Below are 14,509 nucleotides of genomic sequence, written 5' to 3'. Positions count from 1 at the left end.
GGACTCATACTCTGACGGGATGGCCAAGTTCAGTCGACGGGCAGTTCTCGGTGGCACAGCGGTCACGGCGGCGGCCGCCGCGGCGGGATTCGGCGGTTACGAATTGCTTCGCAAGCCGGCCGCCCCGGCCCGTGGCGGCCCGCCCAACATCCTGGTCATCGTGGTCGACCAGATGCGGGCGCCGCAGTGGTTCCCGGACGCGCAACGGCTCGCTGCGCTGCTGCCGCGGCTGCACGGGCTCGAACAGCGCAGCGTGTCGTTCGCCTCGCATTACACCGCGTCGAACATGTGCACGCCGTCTCGCGGCGTGCTGACCACCGGCCTGTACTCCCATCAGACCGGCTGCCTGTTCACCGGCGAGGGGCCCACCGAGTCGACGCTGGCGCCGAGGTTCCCCACCTGGGGCACGATGCTGCGCGACGCCGGCTACCGCACCTGGTGGTGGGGCAAATGGCACCTCGGTCACGACGCCGACAACACGCCCGACGGGCTCGACGTGCACGGATTCTCCGGCGGCACCTACCCGTCACCGAACGGCGCGCCCAACCAGGGCCTGCAGCAGGATCCGTCGATCGTCGACCAGTTCGACGGGTGGTTCGACGCCAACGCCGGTGCCGGCCCGTGGTGCACCACGGTCTCGCTGGTGAATCCGCATGACATCTGCTGGTGGCCGAAAAACCCGCTGCCCGAGTATGTTCCGCACGTATTCGATGCCAAGCCGGCCAATTTCGAGACCGCCGACGAGCTGCGCAGGCGCCGCAAACCGCAGCTGCAGATCGACTTCATGGACTTCATGTCGCCGTTCATGACGGGTCCGATGCCCCCCGATGAACCCGAGCTGTGGGCCCGGTGCCTCGACATGTACCTGTGGTTGCAGCAGCAGGTGGACACCCAGATCGGCCGGGTGCTCGACACCCTGGCCACCCGGCCCGACGTCGACGCCAACACGGTCGTCGTGTTCACCTCCGACCACGGCGAGTACGCGGGCTCGCACGGCCTGCGGGGCAAGGGCGCCGCGATCTACGAGGAAGGCATCCGGGTGCCGCTCTACATCCGCGATCCGTCCGGCCGCCTGACGCCCAGCCCCGGCGGCAGCCGTCAACAGCTCACCTCCAGCGCCGATCTGGCCCCGCTGTTGTTGACGATCGCGCACGGCGGACCCGGCTGGCGTTCGGATACCCGATACTCCTATCTGGCCGACCGTGCCGATATCGCGGCCATCGCCGCCGATGCGGGGACGCCCGGCCGGCCGTGGGTCGCGCACGCCACCGACGACATGTCGGTGGAGGACATCGCGACACTGCTGAAATCACCGATCGCGCAGAAGATTTTCGGGGCGACCGCTCCCCCGACCGACATCCCGACCTCCGCGCCCGGCCATATCGTCGCCGTGCGTACCCCCGACGCCAAGTTCGGCAGGTACGCCTACTGGAAGGACGGCGGCATGGAGGTCGACCCGGCGCGACCCGTCGAATACGAGTTATACGACTATGCAACGAGTTCCGGCGTCGCCGAGCTGGACAATCAGGCGGGGGCGAATCCTCGGCAGGCCGAACTCACCGCACTGCTGGATCACCAGGTGCTGCCCGAACTGCGTGCCCCGTTGCCCGCGTTTCTCAACGAGGCTCAGGAGCAGGGGCTGGCCGATATGGCCGAGCTCGCCGCGCTGCGCGGAGGCTGAGCCGACCATGGATACGGAGGCTGATTCTGTACCATACGGTCGAAAACCGGCTAAGCTGAGGCCATGGCGCGCCCACGGAAATTCGATGAAGACGAGGCCGTACGAAACAGTCGCGACGTCTTCTGGTCGCAGGGCTATGCCGGCACCTCGCTCGACGATCTGGGCACCGCGACCGGACTGGGCCGCGGCAGCCTCTACAACACCTTCGGTGACAAGCACACCATCTTCCTGCGAAGCCTCGACGACTACTGCTCGGAAACCTCCGATAACCTGCGCTCACAGCTACGTGACCCGGAGAAGTCGGCCTGGGACCGGCTGGCCGACCACATCGAATCCTCCACGGCCGCCACCATTTCCGACGTCGACCGCCGCGGCTGTCTGATCGCCAAGACGGCCGCCGAACTGTCGGCCACCGACCCCGAGGCAACCAAGCGCGTCAAACACACCCTGAACCTCTGGTTGCGCGAACTGACCGCGACGATCTCCGAAGCCCAACGCGACGGCGACATCGACGCCGACGCCGATCCCCGCGAGCTCGCCAGTCTGCTACTGGCGGTCCTTCGCGGAATCGAAGCCCTACGGAAGGGCGGCGCCTCAGCCGCCACCATCACCGCCGCAGGCCGGCAGGCGATCACGCTGCTGCGGGCCTGACGAAATCCAGTTATTGACCTTACGATACAAAACCGGGTAGCGTCAAAACATCGGCAGCGCCCACGCGCTAACCGATCCTGCGTTTTGTATTACTCAGTACATAACTGACCCGAAAGGCCTTCCATGACCCGACCCATCCGCGTCGGAGTACTGCTGCAACCCGGCAATACCCCGGATTACGCGTCCTGGCGCAGCGCTGTGCTGCGCGCCGAGGAGTTGGGAGCCGACCTGATCTTCGGCTGGGACCATTTCCACCGGCCCGAGGTCGCCGACCTCAACCAGGGCATCCCCGTGCTCGCCGAGATCCAGCCCGACGTCAGCAATTTCGAGGGCTGGACCGCATTGGCCTCGTGGGGAGAGATCACCCACCGCGCCGAGATCGGGCTGCTGGTGACCGGCATGGGGTATCGCAATCCCGACCTGCTCGCCGATATGGCGCGCACCGTCGACCACATCAGTGGAGGCCGCCTGGTGCTCGGTCTCGGCGCAGGCTGGTACGAGAAGGATTACACCACCTACGGATACGAGTTCGGGACCTGGACGTCGCGGTTCGAGGTGTTCGACGCGGGCCTGAAACGCATCGAGGAGCGCTTCAGCCAGCTGACACCTCCCCCGGTCCGCAAGGTGCCCGTTCTCATCGGCGGCACCGGACCGAAGCGGACCCTGCCCGCGGTGGTCCGCTACGCCGACATCTGGCATACCTTCCTGTCCGTCGAGGGCTTCGCCGAGACCAGCACCCGCCTCGATGAACTCGCCGCGGCCTCCGGACGCGACGGAAACGACATCGAACGCTCGGTGCACTGGTTCGGCGCCGGAAGCGCCGACGCCTACCACGCCGCAGGCGCCACCACCTTCATCGCCGAGATCGCACCCCACCCCACCACCGGTTACGACTTCAGCACCCTCGAGGACATGCTGACCTGGCGTGACCGACGTCGTTCAGGAGATTGAGTTGAAGATCGTCACGATCGGACGAGGAACCATCGGCGGCGGGCTGGCCCGCCTCTGGCGAGCGGCCGGGCATCAGGTCGATGAATTGGGCCGCGACGGCGGCGATGCTGCAGACGCCGACGTCGTCCTGGTTGCCGTGCCCGGCAATCAGATCTCACGCGCGCTGCAGAACGTGACCGGACTCAAGGGGAAGGTCGCCATCGACGCGACCAATGCCCTGCCCGCACGCCATGGCGACTACCCCTCGTACGCCGAGGAGGTGAAGGCCTTCACCGGAGCTCCGGTGGCCAAGAGTTTCAACCTGAACTTCGGGGCACTCTTCGGCGCCCTGCCCGAGCAGCGGGTACGGCCGGGCAATCTCTACGTCTCCGACGAGGAGGCGCGCCAGGTCACCGAACGGCTCATTCGCGACGCCGGCTACGACCCGGTCCGGGTCGGCGATCTCTCCAGGGCCCGCGATCTGGAGGACGCCGCCTGGCTGCTGCTGGGCGTCGCACCGCAGGGCGGCGTCTTCTACCGCTTCGCCGAGCCCGGTGACCTGTGACCGACGGCCGGAAGCGGTCCGGTCAGGACTCGCTTCCGGCCGCCGATCGGCATCCGGGTCAGTTCGCGGGTGCCACCGCGCCCGCCGCCTGCACCACGGTCGCCGCGGGGGCGCCGCCACCCAACTGGCGGGCCACGAAGTCGGCGGCCTGCACGGCCATTCCGTTGTCCTTGTACGAGCTGTGTGCGGCCCGGCTCAGGCCACCGGGGAAGCAGACCGGGTCACCCGTGGCGCACAGCTGGATGGTCTTGGGCGCATAGGACTGGCCGATGGCGATCGGGGGTGCGTCGTGGTCGACCAGATTCAGGAACCAGTCGTCCGGCGTCCCGAACAGCGCGACCGCCGAGACATGCGAGGCAACCTCGGCGGGCATCGGACCCGAGATGCCGGCGGGCAGGGTGTACCCGGCGGGCACCGCGCTTGACGTGGTGTAGCCGGCGACGGCGGCGCCCTGCGAGTATCCGCCGAGCACGATCTTGGTTGCCGGGCAGTTCGCCGCGATCGACTGAATCCGGTTGCTGGTGTCGGCGATCCCGTCGACGGCCTGGCCGAAGTTCAGCGAGGCGGGGTAGTTGACGCCGTAGACGTCGACGGTTTCGCCGGGCAGCTGGGCGGTCAGCGCGTCGACGAACGCCTGTCCGGTCGCACCGACCCCGGGTGCCTCGTTGGTGCCCCGCGCGAACACCACCTCGACATCGGCACACGCATCGGCGGCGGCATTGGCCGTCGCGATCGGGCCGATCAACGAACCGACGCCGACCCCGGCCACCGCGAGCGCGGCGAAGACTGCGGACTGCGCTGCCCTGGCGATCCTTCGAGCTGGCTGCGATGTGCTCATGAGTTCGTTTCCCGTCCCTCGTTCCCGTTTGCCATCGCCTCGATGTGGTAGTGGCAATTACCTGCAACAAGTGGAACGACGGTAGCTACGATTCCGCGCAGTCAAGTGATGTACGCCACCTGCGGAAAACGGTGGGCGCCGGGATTACCGGGACCGCGATCGGCGTTTTCTACGGGCCGCCCGCCGTGACGGCAGGGATTCGTCGACCGCTTTAATTGTCCGATGGCCACCTCGCGGGTGCGGACGACTGTCCTGGGGTACGCGCTTGTCGCCCCCAGCCTCTTCGGTGTCGCCACGTTTCTGCTGCTGCCCATGCTGGTGGTGGTTTGGCTGAGCCTGCAACGGTGGGATCTGCTCGGCCCGATCCAATATGCCGGGCTGGACAACTGGATCTCGGTGCTCACCGATTCGTCGTTCGCGACATCGCTGGTGGTCACCGTGCTGTTCATCGGGCTGGTGGTGCCGACGCAGACGCTGCTGGGCTTGTTCGCCGCGATCCTGCTGGCCCGCGGGTTGCCCGGTACCGGATTCTTCCGCACGGTCTATGTGCTGCCGTGGATCTGCGCGCCGCTGGCCATCGCGGTGCTGTGGCGCTGGATCCTCGCCCCCACCGACGGTGCGCTGGGCACCGCGCTCGACACCCGCATCGAATGGCTGACCGATCCCGGCCTGGCGCTGCCGGTGGTCTCGGCCGTGGTGGTGTGGACCAACGTCGGCTACGTCACGCTGTTCTTCCTGGCCGGCATCCTCAATATCCCGTCCGACGTGCACAACGCCGCCCGCACCGACGGCGCGAACGCCTGGCAGCGGTTCCGCCACATCACGCTGCCGATGCTGCGGCCGACCATGTTCTTCGTCCTGGTCACCGGAATCGTCAGCGCGGCACAGGTATTCGACACCGTGTACGCGCTGACCGAGGGTGGGCCGCAGGGCCGCACCGATCTGATCGCGCACCGCATCTACGCCGAGGCGTTCGGCGCGGCGGCGGTCGGGCGGGCCGCGGTGATGGCCATCGTGCTGTTCGTGCTGCTGGTCGGTGTCACGCTGGCCCAACATCGCTACTTCCGCCGCAGGATCAGCTATGACCTCACGTAACCTGCTGATCTACGCCGCGCTGATGCTGGGCGCGGTGATCACGCTGCTGCCGTTCGGGCTGGGTCTGCTGACGTCGTTCACCTCACCGCAGCAGTTCGCCACGGATTCGCCGCTGTCGCTGCCGAAACCGCCCACCCTGGACAACTATCTGGGCCTGGCCGACGCCGGCTTCGGCCGGGCTCTTGTGGTCACCGCGCTGGCCACCGCTGTCATCCTGGTCGGCCAGCTGGTGTTCTCCGTGCTGGCCGCCTACGCCTTCGCCCGGCTGCAGTTCCCCGGCCGCGACGCGCTGTTCTGGGTGTACGTCGCGACGCTGATGGTGCCGGCCACGGTGACCGTGGTGCCGCTGTACCTGATGATGGCCGAAGCGGGGCTGCGCAACACGTTCTGGGCGCTGGTGCTGCCGTTCATGTTCGGCTCGCCCTACGCGATCTTCCTGCTGCGCGAATACTTCCGGTCCATCCCCGGCGAGCTGATCAACGCGGCCCGCCTCGACGGCGCCAACACCCTCGACGTGATCACCCATGTGGTGGTGCCGGCCAGCAGGCCGATCCTGGTGACGCTGGCCCTGATCACCGTGGTCAGCCAGTGGAACAACTTCCAGTGGCCGTTGGTGATCACCAGCGGCGACCGGTGGCGGGTGCTCACGGTGGCCACCGCGGGTCTGCAGACCCAGTACAACGCCCAGTGGACGCTGGTGATGGCGGCGACGACGGTGGCGATCGTGCCGTTGATCGTGTTGTTCGCCGCGCTGTCCCGCAACATCGTCCGCTCGATCGTGGTGACGGGCATCAAATGAGCGCGGAGATGAGGCCGAGACGCTCCACGCTCTGGGCTATGGGCCTGGCCCTCACCATGGCCGTGCTGCTGGTGGCCGCCATGCTGATGGGCCGCTCCGGCGAGCCGTCGGGCCGCACCGTGGTGACGGTGCGGTTGTGGGATCCGCAGGTGGCCGCGGCCTACCGGGAGTCGTTCAAGGCGTTCAGCGCCGCGCATCCCGATATCGAAGTGCGGGTCAACACGGTCGCCTATTCGACGTATTTCGACACCCTGCGCACCGATGTGGCCGGCGGCAGCGCCGACGACATCTTCTGGGTGTCCAACGCCTACCTCGCCGGATACGCTGACAACGGACGGTTGCTCGATATCGGCCGGGTACTGGGCTCCGACGCCGCGCGCGCCTGGGAACCCGCCGTGGTCGACCAGTTCACCCGGGACGGAACACTGTGGGCGGTACCCCAACTCACCGATGCGGGGATCGCGGTGTACTTCAACGCCGACCTGCTCGACGCCGCGGGTGTCGACCTCGCCGAGCTGCCGGGCATGCGTTGGTCCGACGGCCCCGACGACACCCTGCGGCCGCTGCTGGCCCGGCTCACCGTCGACGAGGCGGGCCGCACCGCGGCCACACCTGGGTTCGACGCCGACCGCATCCGGCAATGGGGCTACAACGCCGCCAACGATATGCAGGGCATCTACCTCAACTACGTCGGCTCGGCGGGCGGCATCTTCACCATCGGCGACCGTTTCGCCTTCGACAATCCACAGTCGGTGGTGGCCTTCGACTATCTGGTGCGCCTGATCAACACCGACCATGTCGCACCCCCGGCGTCGGACACCAACACCAACGGGGACTTCTCTCGCAACGCCTTCCTGGCGGGCCGCATGGCGCTGTTCCAATCCGGCACCTACAACCTGGCCGCGATCGCCGACCAGGCCCCGTTCCGGTGGGGTGTGGCGATGCTGCCCGCCGGCCCAAAGGGCCGGGTCAGCGTCACCAACGGTATTGCCGCGGCCGCGAATTCGGCCACCAGGCATCCCGATGCGGTGCGCCAGGTGCTGGCCTGGATGGGCGGCAAGCGCGGCAGCGAATTCATCGGAGCACACGGGGCGGCGATCCCCGCGGTGCTCGCCGCCCAGCCGGTGTACCACGACTACTGGCAGGCCCGCGGTGTCGACGTCGGCCCGTTCTTCCAGGTGCTGCGCGGGCCCCGGATCCCGGCACCGGGCGGTGCCGGCTTCCCGGCCGGATTCGAGGCGCTCTCACCGTATTTCGCCGAGATGTTCCTCGGCCGGCGCGATGTCGCGGCCACGCTGTCGGATGCCCAGTGGGCGGCCAACAGCGCCGCCCGACGCTGACGGCCGCACCCCCGATCGCCCACCAACGCCACCGCGATCCCTTAGATTGTGCTGATGGTCGAGTGCGCGAGCGCGTCCCGTCGGTCTCGGATCATCGTGGCACTGCTGGCCGCGGCCCTGCTCGGGACCGCGCCGGCCTGTTCGGCCGGTCAGTTCGGGGATTCGGCGCGGCCCCAGGCACCGCAAACCCAGACCGCCTACGCACCGCCGCAGGCCGCACCGACGGCGGCGCCCGCGCCCACGGGCGGCGGTCCCGGATTCAAGGAGTCACCGACCGAGGCCGGCCGCGATGTCGTCAAGACCGCGTCGATGACGCTGACCACCGCCGACACCACGGCCGCCGCCGACAAGGCGGTGTCGATCACCACCGGCGCGGGCGGCCGCGTCGACAGCCGCTCCGAGGACGCCGGGTCCCGCTCGGGCCGGGCCCACATCTCGCTCGTGTTGCGGGTGCCGATCGCCGAACTCGACGACACCCTCGACGAGTTCGAGAAGCTGGGCACCGTCGACACCGTGGAGATCAGGGCCGAGGATGTGACCGCCCAGCGGGTCGATCTCGATGCCCGCATCACCGCGCTGCAGACTTCGGTCGACCGGCTGCTGGGCATCATGCGCGACGCCAAGGATCCCGATGCCCTGATCAAGGCCGAAGGCGCGTTGTCGCAACGCCAGGCCGACCTCGACAGCCTGCGGGCTCAGCGCACTCAGCTCGGCGACCAGATCGACTACAGCACGGTCGATCTCGATGTGATCGCCGAGGGCGTGGGTGGCCCGACCAAGCAGTACCACGGGTTCACCGGTCAGATCGAGCGCGGTTGGGACGCCCTGGTGGCGGTCGCGTCCGGCGCGGTGATGCTGTTCGGGCTGTTCCTGCCGTGGCTCGGGGTGCTGGCCGTGGTGATCGTGGTCCTGTTCGCCGCCGTCTGGGTGGTGCGGTCGCGGCGCGGCTGACTATCCGCGGTTGCGCGGCAGGCTGGTGCCCAGAACCGTCAGCTCCAGCCCCAGCGCCGTCCCGCACACCACCACCAGCACCGCGAACGCGATCCAGTCCCGGCGACTCGGCCGCGACGGGGCCGCCGAAATCTGCCCGGCGCCACCGCGGGCGGTGATCGCGTCGCCCATTTCGTCGGCCCGGCGCAGCGCCACCGTAACGGCCGCCGCCAGCAGGTCGACGATGTCCGACACCCGCTGCCTGCGCCGGGCCCGGAAGGTTTCGGCGCGCTCCTTGGGGCGCAGCCGTCGCGCCGCGTACAGCGTGCGGAACTCGTCGATGAGCATCGGGAACGCGCGCAGCGCCAGCGCGACCGTCACCGCCCAGTCGTGCACCGGGATCCGGAGCACCCGCAGCGGCCGGCCCAGGGTCGCCACGGCCGGGGCGATATCGGCCACGTTGGTGGTCCACGACACCAGCGCGCCGAGCCCGAGCAGCACGACGGAGAGCGCGGTGATCCGGAGAAAGTTGAACAGCCCGCCCAGCCCGATCTGCGTCGAACCGACGTCGATGACCGGGGAGCCGCCGGCGAACGTCGCGGTCAGCGCGCCCAGGGCGAGCAGAATCCAGAGCCAGACCGGGATGGTGGGCACCGCACCGCCGGGAATGTGGGCGAGCCGGGCCACCACCAGCACGAGTGCCGCCACGAACAGGATGGGCACCCAGCCCGGGTAGAAGGTCAGCAGCACGCCGATCCCGACGACGGCGAGCAGCTTGGTGCCGGCCCACAACCGGTGGATGACGGTGTCGCCGGGCACCGGGCGCAGCAGCACGACCGGTTTGCGTTGCCCGCGGGTGGGTGCGGTCATCGGGGTCCTCCGGCCACGGTCGGGGTGCGGGCGAGCTCGCCGCCCTCCAGGTGCAGGGTGCGGGGGCACAGTCCGTCCAGACCGGTGAAGTCGTGCGAGATGACGACGACCGTGAGCCCGCGGTCCCGGCGCAGATCCTCCAGCAGCCGCAGCAGACCGCGCTGGCTGGCCGCGTCCAGGCCGGCGAGGGGTTCGTCGAGGATGAGTGCGCGCGGCGAGCGGGCCAGCAGCCCGGCCAGCACGACCCGGCGCATCTGCCCACCGGAGAGTTGGTCGATCCGGCGTTTGCCCAGCGCCGGGTCCAGCCCGACGGTGCCAAGCGCCGCGACGACCCGGTCCCGGTCCTCGACGGAGAACCCCGCGGCCGAGGCGATTTCGCGTTCGACGCTGCTGCGCATCAACTGCAGGCGGGCCGCCTGGAAAGACAGCGCCACCGCACCCACCTGCTCGGACACCGGGGCACCGTCGAGCAGGCAGGCGCCGTAGGTGGGCACCGTGAGCCCGGCCATGATCCAGGCCAACGTCGACTTACCGGATCCGTTGAGACCGTGGACGAGCAGACCGTCCCCCTCGTGCACCGTGAAGGTGATGTCGCGCAGGGCGGTCTTCGACCACGGGGTGCCGCTGGCGTATTCGTGCCCGATACCGGTCAGCTCGAGCACCGGCGCACCGGGCTGGTGCCCGCCCGTCGAACCGGCGGGCACGGCCGAGGTCTGCACCATGTCGGTGTTGTCCGGGCTGCCGCCGGCGCCGAGGTTCACCGTGCGGTCGGCGGTCCTGGCCTCGGCGTCGTAGTGGGTGATGTGCACCAGCGACATCCGGTGATGGTCGGTCAGCCCGGACAGCACATTCATCAACGTGTCCCGGCCGTGCTGATCGACCATGCTGGTGACCTCGTCGGCGATGAGCAGCGACGGCTCCCTGGCCAATGCGCCGGCCACCGCCAGGCGCTGCAGTTCGCCACCGGAGAGCCCACCGGTGTCCCGTTCGGCCAGCCCGTGCAGGCCGACCTCGTCCAGCAGCTTGTCCACATCCGTCGTCGCCCCCGGCGGCAGTCCCCACACCACGTCATCGGCCACCCGGGTGCCCAGCACCTGGCTTTCGGGGTGCTGCATGATCACCGCGGTGCCGCCGATCCGGCCGAGTCCGACGGCACCCGCCCGATCGACGGTGCCCGAGGAGGGTTCACGGCCCGCCAGGATCAGCATCAGCGTGGTCTTGCCGGAGCCGTTGGGCCCGGTCACCGCGACGTGCTCGCCCGGATTCAGGTCCATCGAGACCGGGGCCAGCGCGTCGTGCTCGACGCCCGGGTAGCGGAACCGCACATCGGTCAGCCGGGCCGGCACCGGACCCACGGGCGGTTCCTCGACGCCGGCGTCGAGTTTGTGCACATCGGGGATGCCGAGCAGCCGGGCCAGGATCCGCGACAGCGCCCACCATCCGATGAGGCTGACGAACGTGATGCTCTGGATACCCATGAGCACGATCAACAGCGGCCACCAGTCGAGCAGGGTCGCGAAGCCGTGCTTGAGCGGTTCGGCGGTGGCCGCGATCGAGGGGATGCGGGCGATGATGGCGGCCAGGCCGTCGATGTTGGCGGTCATCGAGTCGAAGATCAGGGTGCGCAGCCGCGTCAGCACCATCAGGGCGCCCACCATGGCACCGCCGAACAGCGCGCCGGCCACCAGGGCCGCGGCCAGCACGGTGAGGGTGCCGCGGCCGCGACGTTTGACGATGCCGGTGAGTCCGCCGATGTAGGCGCAGTTGACCACCGTCATCATCCCGCCCATGCCTGCGATGAGAAAGGCGATGGTGGCGCCCGCGACCGTCGCCGCCAGCAGGACCCGCAGCCGGTAGCGGTAGGCCAGCAGCCCCATCGGCACCGTGCCCAGCAGCGACAGGCCCGCCGCGAACGGAACCACGACCGCGATGATCGCCGTGGCGGCGGCCAGGGCCGCCATCACCGCGGCCTGGGCGAGTTCACCGGGGGTCAGTCCGCGCCGGGACGTGCTGGCCGGTGGGTTCGCGGTCATTTCTCGATTCTGCCAGCCGATATGAACCGGGCTGTCCGGCCGTGGTGTGACAGCCGACACGCAGCGGCGTTTGGACTGCATAGATCATCTATGCAATTATGGACACCATGCCGACCCCCACCGCCGACAATGGCGTGGTGACCCACGAATCCGAACTCGGGGCCGACCTGCTGTCGGTCGTCGCCCGCCTCAACCGGCTGGCCACCCAGCGCACCAAGCTTCCGCTGCCCTGGGCGCAGGCCCGGTTGCTGTCCACCATCGAAGATCAGGGCGAGGCCCGCATCTCCGATCTCGCCCTGCTCGACCATTGCTCGCAGCCGACCATGACGACCCAGGTGCGTCGTCTGGAGGATGCCGGCCTGGTATCGCGGACCGCCGATCCCGGCGATGCCCGCGCGGTGCTGATCCGGATCACCGACAAGGGCAGGCAGACCCTGAACCAGGCCAGGGCCGACCGCGCCGCGGCCATCAACCCCCGCCTGGACCGACTCGACGCCGAGGACCGCGAGACCCTCGCCGCCGCCGTCGACGTCATCCGCCGCCTACTGGTGGACGTCGCCGAGTATCCCGACAACTAGACAGGAGTTTTCGCGCATATGTGGCGCCAACCCAAAGCCGTTTGGGCCGTTGCCTTCGCGTCCGTCGTCGCCTTCATGGGCATCGGACTCGTCGACCCGATCCTCAAACCGATCGCCGACAACCTCAATGCCTCGCCGTCGCAGGTGTCGCTGCTGTTCACCAGCTATATGGCAGTGATGGGTGTCGCGATGCTGGTCACGGGTGTGGTGTCGAGCCGGATCGGGCCGAAACGGACCCTGCTGATCGGGTTGGTGATCATCATCGCCGGCGCGGGACTGGCCGGGATGAGCGACTCCGTGATGGAGATCGTCGGCTGGCGCGCGGTGTGGGGGCTGGGTAACGCCCTGTTCATCGCGACCGCACTGGCCACCATCGTCAACTCGGCCAAAGGCTCTGTGGCGCAGTCGATCATCCTCTACGAGGCGGCGCTCGGCCTCGGCATCGCGGTCGGCCCGCTGGTCGGCGGCGTGCTCGGCTCGATCTCCTGGCGGGGCCCGTTCTTCGGGGTTTCGGCCTTGATGGCGTTCGCCCTCGTGATCACCGCGTTCCTGCTGCCCGCCACACCGCGCGCCAAACGGGCCACCACACTGGCCGATCCGTTCCGGGCCCTGCGGCACCGTGGCCTGCTCGGGGTGGCGATCACCGCGCTGCTGTACAACTTCGGCTTCTTCACCCTGCTGGCCTTCACCCCGTTCCCGCTGGACATGACCGCCCACCAGATCGGCCTGATCTTCTTCGGCTGGGGCCTGGCGCTGGCGTTCACCTCGGTGGTGGTCGCGCCACGCCTGCAGCACCGGTTCGGCACCGTGCGGGTGCTGATCGTGAACCTGCTGGCGTTCACCACCGTGCTGGTGGTGATGGCCGTGTGGACCGACTCCAAGGCCGTGCTGGCGGCGGGCGTGGTGATCGCGGGCCTGTTCATCGGCATCAACAACACCCTGATCACCGAGACCGTGATGAAAGCCGCACCGGTCGAACGTGGCGTGGCCTCCGCGGCCTACAGCTTCCTGCGGTTCAGCGGTGCCGCCGTCGCACCGTGGCTGGCCGGGGTGCTCGGCGAGGAGATCAGCGTGCACCTGCCCTACTGGGTCGGCGCGGCCGCCGTTCTGGCCGGCGCCGGGGTGCTGTTCGCGAGCCGGTCGCATCTGGCCGGTGTCGACGACGAGGAGCAGGGGCTCGACGAGCTCACCGATGAGGCCACCGCGGTCACCGTCGGCAGCGACACCTAGTTTTCTGTCGCGAAAGTGAAGCCAGGGTTGTCAAACTCGCCGGTTGACAACCCTGGCTTCACTCTCGGCGGGACTAGGCTGGTGCCGATGTCCACAATCTGGCCGATCCTGCACTACCTGGACACGCTGGCGGCACTGCGGTTCCTCGTCGACGTTCTCGGATTCGACGAAGTCGTCACAGCGACCGACGACCAAAACGACATCGTGCACGCCGAATTGCGCTGGCCCGGCGGCGGCTCACTGGTCTTCGGCTCGACCAAGCACACCGACAGCGTGCACGGGTCCATGAAACCGGGAGCCGCGGCTGTGTACATCGTTACCGAGGACGTTGACGCGGTGTACCAACGGGTACGCGGTTCCGGTGCGGGCACGGTCATCACTGCGCCGGCCACAACACAGTTCGGCTCGGGCGACGCGGCCTACGCGTTCACCGCCGCCGACCCCGAGGGAAACTTGTGGACCTTCGGCACCTACCGCGGGCGCGATCTGGGTCCGCGTACTTAGCGCCACAGTGGAAAATCGCCCCAGCGCTACGCACGCGAATCCAGGGCAGGCTTACCGACCGGCCACCAGTTCCTCGATCCGGGCCAGCGTGGCCGCTATGTTCGCCCGTGTCACGGCTGCCTGACCTCGAACCAGCGGGAGCGTCAGCCACGATTCCCGTGATATGTCCCAACTTTCGCGCACCAACGTCGCGTCGCCGACCGGTTCCAGCTCGTAACGCCACACCCGGCCCGCGACGTACCTGCCCAACCGGGTGGGGCCGTGGGTCTGCCAGGCCAGTCGCCGGTTCGGCTCGTACTCGATCACCGTGCTCACCATCCGGTACGGCAAGCCGACATGCATCGACATGCCGAACCGGCTGCCCAGCACCAGCCGGTCCGGTTCGCCGACCGGGTCGCGGACCGCACCCGAACCGTCGAGATCGCGGTGCCTGCGCGGGTCCGTCAGCAGGTCGAAGATCTTCTC

Annotated in this window: 15 protein-coding genes; 11 read left to right on the top strand and 4 right to left on the bottom strand. The window is 68.7% G+C overall.

The annotated features are described in order from the left end of the window. Positions 1-19 precede the first annotated feature (19 nt). The 4 genes from ACWDTP_RS08395 (at position 20) to ACWDTP_RS08380 (ending at position 3,827) form a co-directional block, all read left to right on the top strand. Entirely contained in the window at positions 20-1,681 is a 1,662-nt protein-coding gene (locus ACWDTP_RS08395; RefSeq protein WP_450018465.1) for a sulfatase-like hydrolase/transferase, read from the top strand. A gap of 63 nt (positions 1,682-1,744) precedes the next feature. After that, on the top strand, positions 1,745-2,332 hold the full coding sequence (locus tag ACWDTP_RS08390) for a TetR/AcrR family transcriptional regulator (RefSeq protein ID WP_450018463.1): 588 nt from the start codon (positions 1,745-1,747) through the stop codon (positions 2,330-2,332). 123 nt (positions 2,333-2,455) lie between these two features. Continuing rightward, a complete protein-coding gene (locus ACWDTP_RS08385; protein WP_450018461.1) occupies positions 2,456-3,283 on the top strand; it encodes an LLM class F420-dependent oxidoreductase in 828 nt (275 codons plus the stop codon). Continuing rightward, a complete protein-coding gene (locus tag ACWDTP_RS08380) occupies positions 3,258-3,827 on the top strand; it encodes an NADPH-dependent F420 reductase (protein ID WP_450018459.1) in 570 nt (189 codons plus the stop codon). Before ACWDTP_RS08385 ends, ACWDTP_RS08380 begins: the two co-directional genes overlap by 26 nt. A 58-nt stretch (positions 3,828-3,885) precedes the next feature. Here ACWDTP_RS08380 and ACWDTP_RS08375 read toward each other — a convergent pair whose 3' ends face one another. Then, positions 3,886-4,665, bottom strand: coding sequence for a cutinase family protein (locus tag ACWDTP_RS08375; RefSeq protein WP_450018457.1), 780 nt, complete (start codon positions 4,663-4,665; stop codon positions 3,886-3,888). Positions 4,666-4,887: 222 nt separating this feature from the next. Here ACWDTP_RS08375 and ACWDTP_RS08370 point away from each other — a divergent pair, with 222 nt between their 5' ends. The 4 genes from ACWDTP_RS08370 to ACWDTP_RS08355 are packed head-to-tail and all read left to right on the top strand — an operon-like array spanning position 4,888 to position 8,850. Continuing rightward, the gene (locus ACWDTP_RS08370; protein WP_450018455.1) at positions 4,888-5,760 is read left to right on the top strand and encodes a carbohydrate ABC transporter permease; all 873 of its coding nucleotides are present in this window, start codon (positions 4,888-4,890) and stop codon (positions 5,758-5,760) included. Then, on the top strand, positions 5,747-6,559 hold the full coding sequence (locus tag ACWDTP_RS08365; protein ID WP_450018453.1) for a carbohydrate ABC transporter permease: 813 nt from the start codon (positions 5,747-5,749) through the stop codon (positions 6,557-6,559). The genes ACWDTP_RS08370 and ACWDTP_RS08365 overlap by 14 nt, the downstream gene beginning before the upstream one ends. A gap of 8 nt (positions 6,560-6,567) precedes the next feature. Then, positions 6,568-7,899 (top strand): ABC transporter substrate-binding protein, encoded by a 1,332-nt coding sequence (locus ACWDTP_RS08360; protein ID WP_450018451.1) that lies wholly within the window; start codon positions 6,568-6,570, stop codon positions 7,897-7,899. 54 nt (positions 7,900-7,953) lie between these two features. Next, on the top strand, positions 7,954-8,850 hold the full coding sequence (locus ACWDTP_RS08355) for a DUF4349 domain-containing protein (RefSeq protein WP_450018450.1): 897 nt from the start codon (positions 7,954-7,956) through the stop codon (positions 8,848-8,850). Here ACWDTP_RS08355 and ACWDTP_RS08350 read toward each other — a convergent pair whose 3' ends face one another. Both ACWDTP_RS08350 and ACWDTP_RS08345 read right to left on the bottom strand, forming a co-directional pair. Then, positions 8,851-9,699, bottom strand: a complete 849-nt coding sequence (locus ACWDTP_RS08350) for a CbiQ family ECF transporter T component (RefSeq protein ID WP_450018448.1) — start codon at positions 9,697-9,699, stop codon at positions 8,851-8,853. It lies immediately after the preceding gene. After that, positions 9,696-11,732 carry an ABC transporter ATP-binding protein gene (locus ACWDTP_RS08345; protein ID WP_450018446.1) on the bottom strand — a complete coding sequence of 679 codons (2,037 nt, stop codon included), beginning with the start codon at positions 11,730-11,732 and terminating at the stop codon, positions 9,696-9,698. Before ACWDTP_RS08345 ends, ACWDTP_RS08350 begins: the two co-directional genes overlap by 4 nt. Before the next feature lie 98 nt (positions 11,733-11,830). Between ACWDTP_RS08345 and ACWDTP_RS08340 the strand changes: the two genes are divergently transcribed. The 3 genes from ACWDTP_RS08340 to ACWDTP_RS08330 all read left to right on the top strand — a co-directional run bounded on the left by ACWDTP_RS08340 (position 11,831) and on the right by ACWDTP_RS08330 (position 14,044). Next, positions 11,831-12,310, top strand: a complete 480-nt coding sequence (locus ACWDTP_RS08340; RefSeq protein ID WP_450018444.1) for a MarR family winged helix-turn-helix transcriptional regulator — start codon at positions 11,831-11,833, stop codon at positions 12,308-12,310. An 18-nt stretch (positions 12,311-12,328) separates the two neighbouring features. After that, positions 12,329-13,540, top strand: a complete 1,212-nt coding sequence (locus ACWDTP_RS08335; RefSeq protein ID WP_450018442.1) for an MFS transporter — start codon at positions 12,329-12,331, stop codon at positions 13,538-13,540. 87 nt (positions 13,541-13,627) lie between these two features. Further along, complete coding sequence (locus ACWDTP_RS08330; RefSeq protein ID WP_450018440.1) at positions 13,628-14,044, top strand: VOC family protein; 417 nt, start codon at positions 13,628-13,630, stop codon at positions 14,042-14,044. A gap of 51 nt (positions 14,045-14,095) precedes the next feature. On the opposite strand, the gene ACWDTP_RS08325 is transcribed toward ACWDTP_RS08330, so the two are convergent. Then, positions 14,096-14,509 (bottom strand): SRPBCC family protein (locus ACWDTP_RS08325; RefSeq protein WP_450018438.1); only part of this gene is annotated, 414 nt, incomplete at its 5' end.

It is taken from the genome of Mycobacterium sp. NPDC003449 (assembly GCF_053588415.1).
The sequence above is the reverse complement of the archived record's forward strand: the minus strand, read 5'-3'. Positions and strand labels throughout refer to the sequence as shown.